This is a genomic window from Clostridium bowmanii (genome assembly GCF_018861315.1).
Classification (GTDB): Bacteria; Bacillota; Clostridia; order Clostridiales; family Clostridiaceae; genus Clostridium_AD; species Clostridium_AD bowmanii.
In genome coordinates this window covers 91965-110817 of record NZ_JAHLDL010000008.1, presented here as the reverse complement: position 1 = coordinate 110817, position 18853 = coordinate 91965, and the positions used below count along the sequence as shown (strand labels likewise).

Below are 18853 nucleotides of genomic sequence, written 5' to 3'. Positions count from 1 at the left end.
AACGGGATAAGGAGAATTTAATATGATAGAATTTAAAAAAGTAACTAAGATTTATGATAATAATGTAATAGCCTTGTCGAACGTTGATATAACTATTGAAAAAGGCGAATTTGTATTCCTTGTAGGTCCAAGTGGAGCAGGAAAATCTACTTTTATTAAAATACTTTTAAAAGAGATAGAGCCAACTACAGGTACTGTTATTTTAAACGACATGGATATAACAAAATTAAAAAGAAACCAAGTACCTTATTTTAGAAGAAAAATTGGAGTTGTTTTCCAAGATTTTAGATTGATTGATACTTTAAATATTTACGAAAATGTTGCATTTGCACTGAGAGTTACAGAATGTTCTCCAAAAGAGATTAGAAAAAAAGTGCCTATGGTTTTAGATTTAGTGGGATTATCAAAAAAACATATGGCTTATCCTCATGAAATTTCAGGTGGGGAGCAACAAAGAGTTTCGCTTGCTAGAGCTATAGTTAATAATCCTGCACTTCTAATAGCTGATGAACCAACAGGAAATTTAGATCCTGAAACAGCAATAGGCATCATGGATATTTTAAATGATATCAATAAGGCTGGTACCACAGTAGTTATGGCTACGCATGCAAAAAACATAGTAGACTCTATGAAAAAGAGAGTAATTGCTATAGAAAAAGGTGTTCTAGCTAGAGATGAGCAAAGGGGAAGATACGGTTATGAAGATTAGTACAGTTAAATATTATATTGTGGATGCTTTAAAAAGTTTAAAAAGAAATAGAACAGTTAGTATGGCATCAGTTGCTACAGTTGCAGCTACTCTATTTATTTTAGGTGTATTTCTACTAATTGTTTTTAATGTTAATGCAGGAGTTGAGGAATTAGGTTCTAAACTCCAGGTGAAAATTTATCTTAAAGATGATTTAACAATAGCCGATAAGTCAGCTATTGAAAGAGCCCTTGACAATGTACAGGGTGTTTCAGAAATTAAATTTGAAGATAAGGGTGATGCACTAGAAAAAGTAAAGAAGCAATTTGGTGAAGATAGCAAATCCTTAGTTCAAGGCTTTGAAAAAAAGAATCCTTTCCCAAATGCATATGTTGTAAGTGTAGAAAAGCCTGAAGTAGTAAATAGTGTAGTTAAGGCTGCTGAAGGATTAAAAGGTATAGAAAAGATTAAGGACGTTAGGGAAATTGTTGATAAAATTATAAAAATAACAAACACACTAAAGGTAGTGGGATTGGCATTGTTTGTAATTTTAATAGGTGTATCACTATTCTTAATAGGAAACACAATTAAGTTAACCTTATATTCTAGAAAAAAAGAAATAGGTATAATGAAATTTGTTGGAGCTACTGATTGGTTTATAAGATGGCCATTTATTATTGAAGGTATGATGCTAGGTATATCAGGAGCAATTATTTCTACAGGCATATTATATTATGCTTATAGATTAGTTTTCTTAAAATATACTAATGCATTATTAGGAGTTAATTTAATAAGCCCTCATTTTATATTAAGTACCACTCTATGGCAATTTATGCTAGGGGGCTTAGTTATTGGAGCCGTGGGAAGTATTATGTCAATAAGAAAATTCTTGATTGTGTAAATATAATATATTTATTTTCATATTAGTGTTATAAATTTATTTAAACTACATAAATAATATATAGAGAATTACAAAGAGGTGTATAAAATGGGCGATGAAAATAAATTTGGACAATTTAAAACTGTAACGTATAGTGGTGAAAAGCAGAAAACCAAAAAGACAAAATGGATTATTTGGATTATAGTTTTGGTTCTGGTTACAAATGCTATGACTTTATTCGTTTCAACGCAAATATCTTTAAGAACTCCTAATGGAAAAGTCTTGATTGGAAGAGATGCTTATGACCAAGTAGTAAAGTTTCAAAAACTATTTTTAGTTAGAAATAAATTGTATGAATATTATGATGGTAAAATTAGTGATGATGTTTTAGTAGAAGGAGCTATAAAGGGTATGACAAATTCCCTAGAGGACCCTTATACAGTTTTTATGAACAAGAAAGAGTTTACAGACTTTAATTCACAAACAACAGGAGCTTATACAGGTCTTGGGTTACAAGTGGGGGTTAAAGACAATAACATAGTTGTAATTGCACCTTTTGATAAATCACCAGCAAAGACAGCTGGAATAATTTCTGGGGACGTTATTCAAAAGGTTAATGGCATAGCTGTAACTGGGAAGGAACTAGAAAAAGCTGTTGCTATGATGAAGGGTAAGGAAAATGAAGCAGTTAGTTTAACTATTAATAGAGCAGGTAAGGGCGCTTTCGATGTGAGTATGAAACGCGCTAAAATTGATCTTGTAACAGTTAAAGGCGAGATGTTAGACAAAAATGTTGGATATATTCAACTTACAATGTTTGATGAAAATACTGCTAAAAACTTTAATAAAAAATTAGCAGAATTGCAAGACAAAGGTATGAAGAGTCTATTACTAGATATAAGAGGAAATCCAGGTGGCCTTTTAGATCAATGTGTAGAGCTAACTTCTAATTTTGTACCAAAAGGAAAAGTTATAGTATATACAATAGATAAGAATAAGAAAAAGAAAGAATATAAGTCTACAGGTGGTCTAGCCGTAGGTATGCCACTAACTGTATTAACAGATGAAGGAAGTGCAAGTGCTTCAGAAATTTTTGCAGGAGCTATAAGGGACTATAAGGTTGGTACTTTAGTGGGAGAAAAAACCTTTGGAAAAGGTGTTGTTCAAACTATGCTTTATAGGAGTATGGATGGATTTGATGATGGTACTGCATTAAAAGTAACTATATCAAAATACTACACTCCGAGTGGCGAAAATATACATCACATTGGAATAAAACCAACAGTTCCAATAGTATATCCAAAAGCACTTAAAGAAAAACCATATGATAGAACTTTGGATCCACAGTTTAAAAAAGCTTTGGAATTAGCTAAAGAAAAAATAAAGTAATAACATACTGAGTATCTACCAATAGTTTTGGTAGATACTTAGTTTTTAAAAACAAATCAGCATCTAAGGTGATGATTACAGCACTGAAAGTGATGATTACAGCACTGAAAGTGATGATTAATACATTTACTGTGTAGTATATTATAGGTTTCATAGTAATATGAAAGGAGAATTTTACCCAATGGACATTGCAATACATACTTTAAGAGCAGTTGCTTCTGCAATTGTAGATCCTTCAAATTCGTTTATTTTAATAATGATTGCATTAATTTTTTATAATAAAAATAAGAAAATCGCTATAATGCAGAAAATGATAATGGGAGAAAGTTTAGATTCACCTTTTGAGTTAACTATATCTCAAATTGTGCTAGGGATCTTTGCTGGAGCTATAGCAAGCCTAATGTTTACTTTTTTAGGGCTAGTTTTTGATGAAAATTCAAATATTTATTTATTATTTATGCTATCCTTGTTTTTTATGGCATTTAAGCCTAGGTTTATATGCTTTGCTTATTCAGGCGCAGTTTTGGGTCTAACCAGTCTAGCATTTAAATATGCAGCAATTATATTACATATGCCAAAATTGAATATTGTAAACATAGATATTCTCACCTTAATGACTTTGGTGGGTGTATTACATATTATTGAGGGGATTTTAGTAATGATAGATGGTTCAAGAGGAGCCATTCCTGTTTTTACAAATAGAGATAATAAAATTATTGGTGGATTCGCCTTAAAAAGATATTGGGCATTGCCAATTGCTATACTTATACTATTAAGTACAGCTTCAACAGACTTATTGGCTGGGCAGAGTTTAATGACTCCTCAGTGGATGCCAGCAATAAGAGGGGATATAGTGGCAAAAATTCTTAAAAATTCAATTATAGCTTCTATTGCTCTTTATGGTGTTATAGGTTATAGCAGCATTACCTTTACTAAAACTAAGGCTACGAAGACTCTTTTCTCTGGAGTCTTAATAATGAGTTATGGTCTACTGCTAACAGCAATATCACAATTAGCAGTATTTGGCGCAGCTTATCAATTCTTTATTTTAATATTCGCAGCCGGGTTACATGAAGCAATGCTCCAACTAGAAAAACACCTGGAGCTCACCTTGAAACCTAAATTCATGAGTAGTGATGAGGGAATTATGGTGCTGGAAGTGGCCCCTAGATCTCCTGCCTTCCAAATGGGAATTCAAAGTGGAGACTTAATAGTTCAGATTAATGACAAAGTAATAGAGTTTGAAGACGAGATTGTAAATATTGTTAAAGGAAATTTTAAATCATTAACTTTTAAAATTAAAAAACCTTCTGGAGAACTAATAGACACGAGTTATAGCAATATGCCTGGGAACAAAAGGCTAGGAATAGTAATTGTACCAAGGGAAGTACCAAAGGATAATTCTATAATAAAAGTGGATGATGAAAGCTTTAAAGATGTATTAGACAAAATGAAAGACATAGATAAGAAATAAAAAAGAGTATGAAAGGTCGCCTGCGTGACTTGCAAACGAACTTGAAACTAGAAATTTGATTAAGAAATTCTAATGTTTTGCTCATGTGAAATTCTCTAACACTCACATTCGCCTTCCTGGCTCAGGTTCGCTAGCCTGCCGTCCTGGCAGGCTTACGAGAATTTTACATTCGCAAAACAAGAATTTCTAAATCAAATTTCAATAGTTTCTTCGTTACTTATTGCAAGTCACTCCGGCTGGATTTCATACTTTTTTTGAAGGTGTGGGGTTGAGTGATTATAGGGCACATAGTGATTATTAATTGCTGTGTGTTTTAATTTTTATTGGGAGAATTGTAGTGTGTTAGGCTTAGAGAGTAATAAAGATAGGCAATGTTGACTGTAAGAGTATGTAGCCAATTTTGGTGTTTTTGGAAACATATCGAGCCTTTATCTTTTAGCCGATAGGCTGTGAACTTTATAAATAAGTAAGATTAAAATATTATATAATCTAGTGTATTTGTTAGAAATTATTTTAGGCGGTAGCCTGGTTTTTGAGGGGAGTAAGGGTAAGATAAAAAGATATGAAATTTTTAATTTCTAATTGTTTACTCAATGAATTATTTATAAATAGGGAATAAACTATAAATATACGGTTGATTTAAATTTGTTAAATATGTTGAATTAATAATATGTGCCAATAATTTATGAAACAATTGCTAGTAAGAATTTTTCATAAAAAGGAAATACTATTATAAGAGTTGCTGAGGAGGATGTTTTTTATGATGAAAAAAACAGTAATAGTATTTGTGACATTGTTAATAGTTTTCGGTATACCATTTAACGGATATGCTTATGCTTTTGAACATATAGTGAAGCCTTCAGTTAGTACCACATACGTTCCACCAGAGAAATCACGGGAAGAGTTATATCAAGATGTTTTTATGACCCTACTTTTACCATATATCCAAGATGAAGTGGATAAATATTATAAAGAATATTTAACTACTTCACCTGGTGTAGCACCCTATGGTGTTTATATATTAGAGGCAGATAGAGTTAATGGTTATAGGGGATTTGATTTTAGATTAAAAATAGAGTTACATCCATATGTTGGCCCACACCTTAGTGTTGGAACTGATTATATTACTTTAAGAGTAATTCCATTTTATAATGTTAAGGTAGAGAAATTTGAACATATTACAAGTTCAGAATTGCCACCAAATTATCAAGATATTATAAAAAAGAAATTGCCATAATATAAATATTGCCTTGTTCTAAATCTTGATATTAACAGAAAAGGTGAATAAAGCTCTATTTTATAATTAGTTTTTGACATAAATAATACTACTATTGGATTGTTTTTATAATTGTTATTTGCTATAAATTAGATTTGATCACTTATTAATCAATACCTTAGGATTTAAAACTATTTCATGAGTAATAAATTTATTAACTACATTAAAATTATACATATTTTACTAAAAAAGTGTAATGTATCTGAACTTTAAATACAACATTAAAACATAACTCTAATTCAATATGGGAACATTAGTAGTGAGGTGATTTTTATGAGGAAAAAAACAATAGCTATTATATTTTTATTTATTATGATGTATTCCATAGTGGTCAGTGCTGAAGGTTTTAAATATGCTGAAATTTTTGATCCAAAGCAAGATAAGGTAGTAAAGGTAGTGCAGATGAACAGAAAAATTCATAAGATAGTCTCGAGATATATTAAGGATGTGGATGCTCTTTATGGGAAATACAACCCTCTTACTGATGATGGATATGCTATTAAAATTCCACTTTATCCAGTTGTTAAAGTGCAGGGTAAATGTTTAAATGCACTTGTAAATGAAGTCTATATAATAATTCCTGAAAATAATCCGCCATTTTTTATGATTTTCGAAAATCGGGATAAATTATTATGTTTCCCATTTAAAGGTGACATAGATAAATTATCTAAAGCTCTAGATTTTGAATTAAAAATAAGATGAATTATTTTATTTATTTTTTATGATATCAAATAGTTATAGTTTGTTAACAATATTGACACTTAAATGCAACAATCATATAGTAACATTAATTTATAGAAGAAATTGATTCTTCAAAAATAGTATTATGTCATTATTAGTTTCAATTTGTATCATAGCCTTAAGGGCGGAAAAGAGGAAAAATTATTATGGAAATTAAAGAGAAGAATGTATCTAAAAAATTAAGTAAATCAACTTTTTCAACTGTTATGTATGTTTTTGCTGCAGTTGCAGGAGTTTTTGGAATTGCATTATTAATTAATAACATGATTTTATTTAAAAGCACTGTTAGTCAAGCTGTAGCGCAAGGATATGCTATTGCTACTGTAAAAAAAGCATTATTAACATCACAATTGATACCGGGAATAATTGAGCCTATTGGTACATATGGTGGTATTGCACTTATTTTATTAGGTGTTGGAAAAGTCAATAAAAAAGTATCGAAATGCTTATCATTGTTAACAAAAGTTGAGGTTGGCACTGATGTTATTGAAGAGATTATTGTAGAGCCAAATGTTGTTGATTTAGAAAATGTAGAAGTTACAGAAGAGATAAAAACGAGCGAGCACACAGAAACTATCTAAAAAAGTTAAAGAAGTTAACCAAAAGATTTGTCTTAGAAGATTACTGAGGCAAGTCTTTTTTTCTAAGCGGATGCTAAAGCTTGTTCATACGCATTTTACGCAATATATACTTTTGTTAGCATTCGCTAAGAAAAAATAGTTAGGCTAAGAAAATTCCAAAATTTCTTTTGTTAATGTTAAGGTCTGCTTTGACAGCATTTATTTTTGAAATTCATTCAGAAAAATACAATATAACATATAAAAGTATGAAAGTTCTCCAGAGTGAATTGCAACACGAAACGACAAAACTATTTGAATTTCTTAATGCAATTTCTAGTTTTTAGTTCGTTTGCAAGCCACGTGGGAGAACTTTCATACTTATCTGATCTTTTTCTGAGCTAATAGCCATTTATAAAGTTCTGGTTCGTTGTAAGCTTGTGACCAGCAATCATGGGTTGCTTCAGAGTATATAGTGTATTTTACATTGCCATTAATTTTCTGAAGTGCTTGTACCATTCTTTCTGTTTCATCAATAGGAACTATATCATCCTTTGCTCCATGGAAAGCCCATACTGGGATGTCTTTTATTCTTGAAACATTAATTGGAAGTCCGCCACCACATATTGGTACTATTGCTGCAAAAAGTTCGGGATACTGCTGAGATAGTGACCAGGTACCGTAGCCACCTAGACTTAAACCGGTAAGATATACCCTATCTTTGTCGATTGATAAAGATTCAAAAGCTTCATGTAGCAGCGCAAGCACAGCGTCTTTCTGCATTTCCCAGTTAGAATTAGTTGGGCACTGTGGTGAAAGCGCTATAAAAGGGAATTTCTTTTCTTCTGCAAGTTTTGGGATACCATGCTTAGCAACCATTTCAACGTTCTCCCCACGTTCACCTGAACCATGTAAGAATAGCACTAATGGCCACTTTTTATCAGTTTCCTTGGAGTAATCCTCTGGAAGATATAATAGATATTCTAATTTTATTGCTTTTTTTATTGTTTTATTTAGCATCATCTTTTTTTTGACTCATTTTTATCACTCCTCATATTTATTCGATTTATGTTTCTTTTTTTACAAGTTCTATTTATTAATATAATATCCTTTAGATTATATTAATTTATTATGAACTTATTTTCATTGTAGCTCACGAGAATTGTATACTAGCCAAAGTAGATTATATATATGCCATATAATACGTACTGCTTACATTACTTACTATGGTTAATAGTGGTAGAGATTGTTGACATATTAAAAAGTTTTAGTTAAAATGGAATAGACGAACAAACGTTCAAATACATAATAGCAACTAATAATTGCTATTGAACTTATAGGAATACAAGGCGGTGATTTTTGTGAATGAATTTAAGTTACATTCAAAGTTTAAACCCACTGGGGATCAACCACAGGCTATTGATAGTCTTGTCATAGGGATTGAGGAGGGAAAGAAATTTCAAACTCTTAAAGGGGTAACTGGGTCAGGTAAGACTTTTACTATGGCTAATATTATTGAGAGAGTTCAAAAGCCTACTTTGGTGCTTGCTCATAATAAGGTTTTAGCGGCGCAGCTTTGCTCGGAGTTTAGGGAGTTTTTTCCTGACAATTGTGTGGAGTATTTTGTGTCCTACTATGATTATTATCAACCTGAGGCTTATATTGCACAGACAGATACATTTATAGAAAAGGATTCATCTATAAATGATGATATTGATAAATTAAGACATTCAGCTACCTCAGCACTACTAGAGCGTAATGATGTTATTGTGGTGGCTTCAGTTTCATGCATATATGGACTTGGAAATCCTGAAGAATATAAAAAACTTACAGTTTCACTAAGGCAGGGTATGGAAAAGGATAGAAATGAAGTATTAAGGCAATTAATAGATATACAGTATGAGAGAAATGACATTAATTTTATTCGTGGAACCTTTAGAGTAAGAGGGGACACAGTTGATATATTTCCTGCATCATCCTCCAGCGAAGGAATTAGGGTAGAGTTTTTCGGTGATGAAATAGATAAGATTAGATCTTTTGATTCCTTAACGGGAGAAATTATTGGAACTAGGAAGCATGTATCTATTTTCCCGGCTTCCCATTTTGCTACATCAAAGGAGAAATTAGAGCCTGCCATAGAACAAATAGAAGAAGAATTAGAGATTAGATTAAAAGATCTTATATCAGAGGATAAATTACTTGAGGCTCAAAGACTTAAGCAAAGAACTAATTATGATATTGAAATGATAAGAGAAGTTGGCTATTGTAGTGGTATAGAGAACTATTCTAGAATTTTAGATGGTAGACCTGCAGGAACAGCACCTCAAACATTGATGCACTATTTTCCAGAAGATTTTTTAATGTTTATAGATGAAAGTCATGTAACTCTTCCTCAGGTTAGAGCTATGTTCGGAGGAGATAAATCAAGAAAGACTAATTTAATTGATTATGGGTTTAGACTTCCTTCTGCCTTTGATAATAGACCACTAACATTTCAGGAGTTTGAGAACACTATGAATCAGACTGTTTTTGTAAGCGCAACCCCAAATGTTTATGAAGCAGAGCATAGTGAGAATACAGCAGAGCAAGTAATAAGACCTACAGGACTACTAGACCCTGAAATAATTATAAGGCCTGTTAAAGGGCAAATAGATGATTTGTACTCTAATATCCAGGAGACTATAAGGCGAGGGTTTAGAGTTTTAGTTACAACGCTTACTAAAAGAATGTCAGAGGATTTGACTAAATACTTTAGAGAAATGGATATGAAAATTACCTACCTACATTCCGATATTGATACTATAGAGAGAATGAAGATTATTCAAGATCTTAGGCTGGGTACATTTGATGTGCTAGTAGGTATCAATCTTTTAAGGGAAGGGTTAGATATCCCAGAAGTAGCCCTTGTTGCAATACTCGATGCGGATAAGGAAGGTTTTCTGCGTTCTGAGACCTCATTAATTCAAACCATAGGAAGAGCTGCAAGAAATTCAGAGAGTAAGGTAATAATGTATGCGGATAGAATCACAAAGTCTATGAAAAAGGCTATGGATGAAACTAATAGACGTAGGAAAATTCAAATGGATTATAATGAGGCCAATGGAATTACTCCAACTACTATTATAAAAGATATTAGAGAAGTAATCGGATCTGTTACAGTGGCAGAGGAGGAAGGGGTATATGAAACCCTTGAGGCTGCTATGGAAGCAAATTATGATGAGACTAAAAAGTTAATGGACAGGTACGAAAGTGAAATGAAGCAAGCGGCTAAAGATTTACAATTTGAAAGAGCAGCGCAGCTTAGAGATATAATTTATAAACTCAAGAAACAGATTAAGAATATTTAAGATAAAAGTTAAGAGTTGAGACTTAAGAGTTGAGAGTGTGAGTTTTTAATTATTTAAGGGAACTATGAGGAGTGAAATAATGAGGGATAAGATTTTTATAAAGGGTGCTAAAGTTAATAATTTAAAAAATGTAGATTTAGAGATACCAAGAGATAAATTTGTTGTGTTTACTGGACTTTCTGGATCTGGTAAATCCTCACTTGCTTTTGATACATTATATGCAGAAGGGCAAAGAAGGTATGTAGAGTCGCTGTCAGCATATGCAAGACAGTTTTTAGGTAATATGGATAAGCCGGATGTTGAATACATAGAGGGGCTCTCTCCTGCTATTTCTATAGATCAGAAAACTACTAATAGAAATCCACGTTCAACAGTGGGGACTGTGACTGAGATTTATGATTATTTGAGATTGCTTTATGCTAAAGTTGGAACACCACACTGTCCTAAGTGCGGTAAGGAGATTTCTCAGCAGAGTGTGGATCAGATGGTGGACACAATAATGGAAATGCCACAAAAGACCAAGCTTTTAATTCTTTCTCCTATAATAAGGGGAAAAAAAGGTGAGCACGTTAAGATAATAGAGAATATTAAAAAGAATGGATTTGTACGTGCTAGAATAGATGGAAATATAGTGGAGCTTATGGAAGAAGAGATAAGCCTTGCAAAGACTAAGAAGCACAGTATAGAAATAGTCATTGATAGAATTTCTGTAAAAGAGGAATCTCGTGGCCGTATTTCTGAATCGTTAGAAAGTGCTTTGAAATTAGCAGAGGGAACTGCAATAGCGAGCATTATAGATGGTGAAGACACTATTTTTAGTGAGCATTTTGCTTGTCCAGATTGTGGTATAAGTCTCGGGGAACTAGCACCTAGGATGTTTTCTTTTAATTCTCCTTTTGGTAAGTGTGATACTTGTGACGGACTTGGTACTCTTATGGAAATTGATGAGGATTTAATTATTCCAGATAAAAGTAAGAGCATCTTAGAGGGCGCTATTTTGTCCTTTGGAGAAGGCAGCCTTAAGGAAGATTCTTGGACTTTTGCAGTATTAAAGGCATTAAGTGCAAAATATAAGTTTAATTTAAATACACCTATAGAAAAGTATGATCCTGAAATTCTTAAGATACTTTTATACGGAACAAATGGAGAAAGAATCAAAGTAGACTATGTTAAGGAGTATAGAACAGGTACTTTTAATCATGTTTATGAAGGTATTATAAATAATTTAAAAAGACGATATTTTGAAACTTCTTCTGATTATATAAAAAGAGAAGTTGAACAATATATGGGGGATAATGCATGTCCTAAGTGCAATGGCGCAAGGTTAAGCCCAGAGGCACTAGCTGTAACAGTGGGGGATAAGAATATATATGAATTTTGTAGCATGTCAATTACAGACGAAGTGAATTTTTTACAAACAATTGAATTATCAGAAAAAAATAAGATGATATCCAATCAAATTTTTAAAGAAATAAATAACAGGCTGAGTTTCCTTATAAATGTGGGACTTAATTATCTGAATTTAACAAGGTCAGCAGGAACACTTTCTGGTGGAGAAGCTCAGAGAATAAGACTAGCTACTCAGATAGGTTCAAGCCTTATGGGAGTTTTATATATTTTAGATGAGCCTAGTATTGGACTTCATCAAAGAGATAATGCAAAGCTTATTAAGACATTAAAACAGTTAAGAGATTTAGGTAATACCTTAGTAGTTGTAGAACATGATGAGGACACTATGATTGAGGCAGATTATATTGTAGATATAGGACCAGGAGCTGGAGAACATGGTGGAGAAATCGTGGCGGCGGGAACAATTGAAGACATAAAAAACTGCCCAGCATCAATTACAGGTCAATACTTAAGTGGTAAAAAGAAGATTGAGGCTCCAGAGCAAACTAGAGTTTCTAATGGCTCATGTATAAAAATAATTAATGCGAGGCAAAATAACCTCAAGAATGTTAGTGTAGATTTTCCTTTAGGAGTATTTACTTGTGTTACAGGTGTTTCGGGTTCTGGAAAAAGTACTTTAGTTAATGATATTTTATATAAAGGCCTTAATAAGAAGGTAAATAACTCTAGAAAGAATCCTGGCCTTCATAAAGATATTTTAGGAGCAGAGAATATAGATAAAATTATAAACATTGACCAGGGACCGATTGGTAGAACTCCAAGATCTAATCCAGCTACATATACAGGGGTTTTTGATATAATAAGAGATGTTTTCTCAATGAGTTCAGAGGCGAAAATACGTGGATATAAGCCAGGTAGATTTAGTTTCAACGTAAAAGGTGGAAGATGTGAGGCTTGTAAGGGTGATGGAATAATTAAAATAGAAATGCAATTTTTATCTGATGTATATGTACCTTGTGAGGTTTGTAAAGGTAAAAGGTATAATAGAGAAACCTTGGAGGTTAAGTATAAAGGAAAAAATATTGACGAGATTTTAAATATGACTGTGGAGGAAGCTGTAAGATTCTTTGAAAACATTCCAAGAATCCATAATAAATTTAAAACACTTATAGATGTTGGACTTGGATATATAAGACTAGGTCAACCTTCTACCCAATTGTCGGGTGGTGAGGCTCAAAGAATTAAACTGGCATCGGAGCTATCTAAAAGAAGTACTGGTAAGACCTTTTATATTTTAGATGAACCTACTACAGGCCTTCATATTGATGATGTTAGTAAACTTATTAAAATACTTCAAAGATTAGTTGATTCAGGAAATACTGTGGTGGTAATTGAACATAATTTAGATGTTATAAAGTGCTCAGACTATATTATTGACTTAGGCCCTGAGGGTGGAGATAAGGGAGGTAGCATTTTGTGCACTGGAACACCAAAAGAAATATCTTTAAATGTAAATTCATATACAGGACAATATTTAAAAAAGATGTTATAATTTATCCAAGGCTAGCATATTAATTCAATGCTAGTCTTGGATAATTTTTTAAAGAGGAGAAAGTGACTTATGGCTAAGATAAGCTCGATTATGAACTATGCAATTATAGCGATTATTTACCTTATAATAATATTTGCTTTGAGAATAATGTACAAGGACATCAAAGGCGGTGGAAAGAAAAAAGTAGTAGTTAAAAAAACTATGGGGCTGGAAGTTATAGAAAGAGGAGAAAATTTCAATTTAAGAGTTGGTGCGGTTATTCCTCTAAACAACGAACTTTCCGTAGGAAGAAAAGCAGATAATCTTTTAATATTGGGTGATAAATACGTATCTTCGGAACATGCAAGAATATATAGGAAAAATACAGATTATATTTTACAGGATTTAGGAAGTACTAATGGTACATTAATGAACACGAAAAGGGTGAAAGATAGGGTAGTTATAAAAAAAGGTGACGAAATTAAAATAGGAACTTCAATTTTTAAGGTTATAGGATAAATTGTGAGTGTTAACAACATTTCAGAAGGATACTCATAAGCATATCTGTGGAGATGACAACCACAGATAAAAATAAAACTTTAGTTGGTGATAAAACCTCCTTCTGAAGTTGTTAAATTTCAGCACCGTAGGTGATGATTAATGAGGTGTTAACATGGAAAGTATAAAGGAAGAACGGAAGCTTCTAAGGTATACCTATCTTTTATGTATAGTTTTGTTTGCAAACATGTTCTTTATTGGTAAAGATGGTCTTGATAAAGGTGCCTTGATAATGGGCGTAATAATATGTATACTTTTTGCTTATTCCCATTTTATAATAAGAAGATTTTTTCCTGACGGAGATAAATATATTTTACTGTTTTCAAATGTTTTAGCAGTTATAGGTATGGCTATATTATATAGGTTAGACTCTCCTGTTGCGCTTAAACAACTCATATGGTATACCGTAGGGATTGCTATATTCATTTTAGTAGTAGTGCTTTTCCCCAGTTTAACTATTTTTGAAAAGTATAAATGGTTTTATTTGGTATGTACTATTATTCTTATGTCAATGGGAAGCATATTTGGAACAGAAATTAATGGTTCTAAAAACTGGATAGTTATTGCTGGTTTTAGCTTCCAACCAACAGAATTTGGTAAATTATCGCTGGTGGCATATTTAGCATCAGCGTTGCAGTATTATGGTAAAGATATTAAAGAAAAGTCAGAGCTTATAAAATTAAAAGGATTGATAGAGCCAGGTATCGTAGTTATGATATCACTTGGGCTTATGGTTTATCAAAAGGATTTAGGATCAGCCCTTTTGTTTTTTGCTATTTCGGTAACAATGCTATATATTGCTACTTCAAAATTCAAATATGTAATAGTATGTTTAGGACTTTTTATGGTAGGAGGCTTTATAAGCTATAAACTTTTTGCTCACGTGCGCCTAAGGATTTTGATTTGGGGTGATCCATGGAAATATGGCTATGATCAAGGGCATCAAGTAGTACAATCCTTAATTTCTATAGCCTCAGGTGGCCTTTTCGGAACAGGTCTTGGTCTTGGATATCCTAAAATGGTTCCTGTGGTTAATACAGATTTTATCTTTTCGGCTATTTGTGAGGAAATGGGTTTGCTCACTGGATTTGCTATACTTATCTTATATTTTTTACTGTTTTATAGATGCATGAGGGTGCCTATTTATGGTAAAGATAATTTTTCGAGATTACTAGCAGTGGGTTATAGTACAATGCTCGTAGCTCAAGTGCTGGTCATTGTAGGAGGAGTCGTTGGAGCTATTCCACTAACGGGTATAACTCTACCATTAGTTAGTTACGGGGGAAGCTCCATGATAGTAACTTTCTTTTCGCTAGGGATACTTCAAAAAATTTCGGAGGACGGTCAAAGTTATGAATGATTTTGTTATTAATATAAAAAAGGTCATGATGGTATTTTTAATACTCTTTATTGCTTTAATTTCTTACCTGACTTACAACTATGTATTTAATAGCCCCAAGGCCTTAACTAGTACTTTTAATCAGAGACTGTGGGCAGAAAGAAATAAGGTATTAAGGGGAACTATTTACGATAAGGATATGAAAGCATTAACTAAAAGTACGAAGACAAGTGATATTTCTCAGAAGGAGCAATACTTGCAAGGGGAGATTTTTGCCCATGCTATAGGGTACATGGATCCTGTATATGGACTTTCTGGACTTGAAAAAAAATATGATTCGCAGCTTATGGGTTCTGAAGATTCAGTGGTGTCAAAGCTTTTTGATTTCAACAAAAAGGAAGAAGAAAAGGTTGGCAATGGACTGCGAACTACGCTTGATTCTAATCTTCAAAAGGTAGCTTATAAAGCACTAGGAAATAATCGTGGTGCAGTAGTAGCAATAAATCCTAAAACAGGCGAAATTCTAGCTATGGTGTCCAAACCGTCTTATGATCCAAATAATTTAGAAGCTAGTTGGAAAGGGATAGTTGCAAATAAGGATATGCCACTGCTTAATAGAGCGGTATCTGGATTATATCCTCCAGGTTCTGTATTTAAAACTATTACTGCGGTAAGTGCTTTAGAAAACATCCCTGGTGTTGCTAGCAAGAGCTTTGAAGATAATGGAAAATTAGTTTTCAATCAAAGTACATCACTGCAAAATTACGATGGTGAGGTTATGGGAAATATAAACTTTAGATCTGCTTTTTTGCATTCTAGCAACGTGGTTTTCGGGTCCTTGGGTATTGAACTGGGAAATAGTGCACTTAAGGAAACTGCAGAAAAATTTAATTTTAATAAGGATACTCCAGCTTCTGGCTTAACAATAGAAAATAGTATATTTCCAAGTTATAAAAGTAATGAAAAAGGTAATATAGCACAAAGTGCTATAGGTCAAGCTGAGGTTTTAGTTACTCCTATGGAGATGGCATTAGTTGCAAGTACTGTTGCTAATAATGGTATTATGATGCAACCGATGCTAGTTAAGGAGATATTGAGTAGTAAGGGTAAATCTTTAGAAAAGATAGAGCCTAAGGAGCTAGGAGAAGTCATGTCAACGGAAACCGCGAGTACCATGAAGGATTTAATGAAGGGTGTAGTGGCAGAAGGTACAGGTTTTAATGCAGCTGTGGATGGTATAACGGTTTCGGGTAAAACAGGTACTGCAGACCATAAGGGTGATGCTAGTAAACAAGTTGGACCACATTCTTGGTTTATTGGGTTTGCACCTTATGACAATCCTACAATTGCCATAGCGGTAATTGTAGAAGAGGGTGGAGTCGGTGGTAAATTAGCTGCTGGAATTACTAAAGACATGATTGGTGCTTATTTGAAATAAAAGCAGAAAATTTTTGAAATATGCGTAAATGCTAATATTATAAAGTCAGATATGGAATAATATCTGACTTTATTTTCATATAGGGTGCCGTTATATTGTTTGTGAACAGAACTTGCAGCATGTCAGATGTTCAAGTCATTGCTATTTCGAATAAACAAGTTAATTTACAAGGCTACTGTGGGTATTACTAGTGTTGAAGCAACATTATATATGTAGCAATTTGTAATAAATTGCCCAGGAAATAGGAGTTATTTGGAATATGTGATGAAAAGATAAGAAAGGAGGAGATGTATGTTTGACTTTGAATATCAACTGAAGATTCTTCCAGAGGCACCGGGAGTATATCTTATGAGAAATCATCTTGGTGAAATAATATATGTGGGCAAGGCTAAAATTTTGAAAAATAGAGTAAGACAATATTTTCAAACTTCAAAAAATCATTCTGTAAAAGTCAAAGCTATGGTAAAAAACATATCCGAATTTGAATATATAGTAACAGATTCAGAGATGGAAGCACTGATCCTAGAGTGTAATCTTATTAAAAAGCATAGTCCAAGATATAATATTCTACTTAAGGATGACAAGCACTATCCATTTATAAAGATAACTATAAATGAGGAATTTCCTAGAGTTTTTGTAACTAGAAATATTGCTAATGACGGGGGAAAATATTTTGGACCCTACACAGATTCAGCAGCGGTATATACGGTTATTGAGCTTATAAAAAAAATATTTCCCCTTCGAACATGTAAGAGGGTTATTAAAGAGGGGTTGCCTTATACTAGGCCATGTCTAAACTATCATATTGGGCTTTGCAAAGCCCCTTGCGCAGGGTATATTAGCCGAGAAGATTATGGAAAGATTATAAAAGGTACTGTGGAGCTTTTGTCAGGAAAAGATAGTAATATAAAGGGCGATTTGAAGAAGAAAATGGAAATTGAAGCAGAACTTTTGGAATTTGAAAAAGCAGCTATAATTCGAGATAAAATCTTTGCCATAGATAAAATAACTGAAAAGCAAAAAATCATAATAGGAAATTGTGAAAATGAAGATTTTATTAATTTATTTGTGGATGAAAAGGATGTTTGTATTCAGGTGTTTTTCCTTAGAGATGGTAAGATAGTAGGCCGGGAACATTTTATTTTAAATGATGAAGCGGATGAAGTAGGAAGTGAACTAATAGAAGACTTTGTAAAGAGATTTTATGGAGGCACAGCCTTTATTCCTAAAAATATATATGTACCTTTTATAAATGAGAGTGAGATTTTAAAGGAGTGGCTTAGCTTAAAAAAAGAGTCAAAGGTATCTATAAAGATCCCTCAAAAAGGCGAAAAGAAAAAGACTTTAGATATGGTAGAAAATAATGCTAAGATAACACTAGAACAATTTAAAATAAAGGATAAACAAGATAAGGAAATTCATAAAATAGCATTGCAGGAGATTGTTGATTTACTAGAACTAGACGAAACACCAGAAAGGATTGAATCCTATGATATTTCAAATATAATGGGGGTAGATTCTGTAGGTAGTATGGTAGTTTTTGAAGATGGAAAACCCAAAAGCAGTGATTATAGGAGGTTTAAATTAAAATCTGTAATAGGAGCTAACGATTATGATAGTATGCGGGAAATCCTAGAGCGAAGGTTTAAACGTGGTCTTCATGAAGTGGAACAAATAAAAGAGAGAAATTTAGAACTCAGTAAAGGTAAGTTCTGTATATTTCCTGATTTAATCCTCATGGATGGTGGAAAAGGCCAGGTTAATGTGGCACTAGAGGTTTTAAATAGCCTTAACATTAATATACCAGTATGTGGAATGGTTAAAGATGACAAGCACAGAACTAGAGGATTAATATATAATAATATAGAGCTGATTATGAAGGGTAATGCTCAAAGTATGCACTTGATTACTAGAATACAGGATGAGGTACACAGGTTTGCTATTACTTATCACAGAACCCTGAGAGATAAAAGAACACTATATTCAATATTAGATAATATACCTAATATTGGAGAAAAGAGAAGAAGGGAGTTATTAAAGAAATTTGGCAGCATTGATAATATAAAAAATGCAAGCCAGGAGGAATTAATGGAGACCCCTTCAGTAGATAGTAAGGCTGCACAATGTGTTTTAGACTATTTTAAAAAGAGTAAATAATGTACGGGAAATTATTAATTAGTATCCTAAATATAAATTGTTGAAATATCTTATGAAAAAGGTTAAAATAAGAGAGTTATAACTTGCCTAATGTCAATTATACAATTTAAGATAGGGGAGTATACAAA

14 protein-coding genes are annotated in these 18853 nt (G+C 32.7%); 13 read left to right on the top strand and 1 reads right to left on the bottom strand.

All coding sequences use genetic code 11. The features are described 5' to 3' along the window. Positions 1–22: 22 nt before the first annotated feature. The 7 genes from ftsE (at position 23) to KPL51_RS07410 (ending at position 7029) form a co-directional block, all read left to right on the top strand. A complete protein-coding gene (gene ftsE / locus KPL51_RS07440; RefSeq protein WP_216159029.1) occupies positions 23–709 on the top strand; it encodes a cell division ATP-binding protein FtsE in 687 nt (228 codons plus the stop codon). Continuing rightward, on the top strand, positions 699–1589 hold the full coding sequence (ftsX, locus tag KPL51_RS07435; RefSeq protein WP_216159027.1) for a permease-like cell division protein FtsX: 891 nt from the start codon (positions 699–701) through the stop codon (positions 1587–1589). Before ftsE ends, ftsX begins: the two co-directional genes overlap by 11 nt. Positions 1590–1796: 207 nt before the next feature. Next, a complete protein-coding gene (locus tag KPL51_RS07430) occupies positions 1797–2957 on the top strand; it encodes a S41 family peptidase (protein ID WP_224853961.1) in 1161 nt (386 codons plus the stop codon). Positions 2958–3138: 181 nt separating this feature from the next. Further along, on the top strand, positions 3139–4431 hold the full coding sequence (locus KPL51_RS07425; protein WP_216159024.1) for a PDZ domain-containing protein: 1293 nt from the start codon (positions 3139–3141) through the stop codon (positions 4429–4431). 760 nt (positions 4432–5191) lie between these two features. Then, complete coding sequence (locus KPL51_RS07420; protein WP_216159022.1) at positions 5192–5668, top strand: DUF3888 domain-containing protein; 477 nt, start codon at positions 5192–5194, stop codon at positions 5666–5668. A gap of 312 nt (positions 5669–5980) precedes the next feature. Beyond that, the gene (locus KPL51_RS07415) at positions 5981–6409 is read left to right on the top strand and encodes a hypothetical protein (RefSeq protein WP_216159020.1); all 429 of its coding nucleotides are present in this window, start codon (positions 5981–5983) and stop codon (positions 6407–6409) included. A 185-nt stretch (positions 6410–6594) separates the two neighbouring features. Then, positions 6595–7029 (top strand): hypothetical protein, encoded by a 435-nt coding sequence (locus KPL51_RS07410; RefSeq protein ID WP_216159018.1) that lies wholly within the window; start codon positions 6595–6597, stop codon positions 7027–7029. Positions 7030–7386: 357 nt separating this feature from the next. On the opposite strand, the gene KPL51_RS07405 is transcribed toward KPL51_RS07410, so the two are convergent. Beyond that, the gene (locus KPL51_RS07405) at positions 7387–8028 is read right to left on the bottom strand and encodes a carboxylesterase family protein (protein WP_216159015.1); all 642 of its coding nucleotides are present in this window, start codon (positions 8026–8028) and stop codon (positions 7387–7389) included. 338 nt (positions 8029–8366) lie between these two features. On the opposite strand from KPL51_RS07405, the gene uvrB reads away from it, so the two are divergent. The 6 genes from uvrB (at position 8367) to uvrC (ending at position 18725) form a co-directional block, all read left to right on the top strand. Next, positions 8367–10352 carry an excinuclease ABC subunit UvrB gene (gene uvrB / locus KPL51_RS07400; protein WP_216159013.1) on the top strand — a complete coding sequence of 662 codons (1986 nt, stop codon included), beginning with the start codon at positions 8367–8369 and terminating at the stop codon, positions 10350–10352. Between the two features lie 79 nt (positions 10353–10431). After that, entirely contained in the window at positions 10432–13254 is a 2823-nt protein-coding gene (gene uvrA / locus KPL51_RS07395) for an excinuclease ABC subunit UvrA (protein ID WP_216159011.1), read from the top strand. Positions 13255–13323: 69 nt separating this feature from the next. Continuing rightward, positions 13324–13752 (top strand): FHA domain-containing protein, encoded by a 429-nt coding sequence (locus KPL51_RS07390; protein ID WP_216159009.1) that lies wholly within the window; start codon positions 13324–13326, stop codon positions 13750–13752. 154 nt (positions 13753–13906) lie between these two features. Next, positions 13907–15151: an FtsW/RodA/SpoVE family cell cycle protein gene (locus tag KPL51_RS07385; RefSeq protein ID WP_216159007.1), complete on the top strand. Its 1245-nt coding sequence runs from the start codon at positions 13907–13909 to the stop codon at positions 15149–15151. Further along, entirely contained in the window at positions 15144–16568 is a 1425-nt protein-coding gene (locus tag KPL51_RS07380; protein WP_216159005.1) for a peptidoglycan D,D-transpeptidase FtsI family protein, read from the top strand. The genes KPL51_RS07385 and KPL51_RS07380 overlap by 8 nt, the downstream gene beginning before the upstream one ends. Positions 16569–16859: 291 nt before the next feature. After that, complete coding sequence (uvrC, locus tag KPL51_RS07375) at positions 16860–18725, top strand: excinuclease ABC subunit UvrC (protein WP_216159003.1); 1866 nt, start codon at positions 16860–16862, stop codon at positions 18723–18725. The last annotated feature ends 128 nt before the right edge of the window (positions 18726–18853 follow it).

Excerpts from the sequence above, each read along its gene's own strand:
- ftsE (WP_216159029.1), top strand. The coding sequence starts at position 23 with ATGATAGAATTTAAAAAAGTAACTAAGATTTATGATAATAATGTAATA.
- ftsX (WP_216159027.1), top strand. The coding sequence starts at position 699 with ATGAAGATTAGTACAGTTAAATATTATATTGTGGATGCTTTAAAAAGT.
- KPL51_RS07430 (WP_224853961.1), top strand. The coding sequence starts at position 1,797 with ATGACTTTATTCGTTTCAACGCAAATATCTTTAAGAACTCCTAATGGA.
- KPL51_RS07425 (WP_216159024.1), top strand. The coding sequence starts at position 3,139 with ATGGACATTGCAATACATACTTTAAGAGCAGTTGCTTCTGCAATTGTA.
- KPL51_RS07420 (WP_216159022.1), top strand. The coding sequence starts at position 5,192 with ATGATGAAAAAAACAGTAATAGTATTTGTGACATTGTTAATAGTTTTC.
- KPL51_RS07415 (WP_216159020.1), top strand. The coding sequence starts at position 5,981 with ATGAGGAAAAAAACAATAGCTATTATATTTTTATTTATTATGATGTAT.
- KPL51_RS07410 (WP_216159018.1), top strand. The coding sequence starts at position 6,595 with ATGGAAATTAAAGAGAAGAATGTATCTAAAAAATTAAGTAAATCAACT.
- KPL51_RS07405 (WP_216159015.1), bottom strand. The coding sequence starts at position 8,028 with ATGATGCTAAATAAAACAATAAAAAAAGCAATAAAATTAGAATATCTA.
- uvrA (WP_216159011.1), top strand. The coding sequence starts at position 10,432 with ATGAGGGATAAGATTTTTATAAAGGGTGCTAAAGTTAATAATTTAAAA.
- KPL51_RS07390 (WP_216159009.1), top strand. The coding sequence starts at position 13,324 with ATGGCTAAGATAAGCTCGATTATGAACTATGCAATTATAGCGATTATT.
- KPL51_RS07385 (WP_216159007.1), top strand. The coding sequence starts at position 13,907 with ATGGAAAGTATAAAGGAAGAACGGAAGCTTCTAAGGTATACCTATCTT.
- KPL51_RS07380 (WP_216159005.1), top strand. The coding sequence starts at position 15,144 with ATGAATGATTTTGTTATTAATATAAAAAAGGTCATGATGGTATTTTTA.
- uvrC (WP_216159003.1), top strand. The coding sequence starts at position 16,860 with ATGTTTGACTTTGAATATCAACTGAAGATTCTTCCAGAGGCACCGGGA.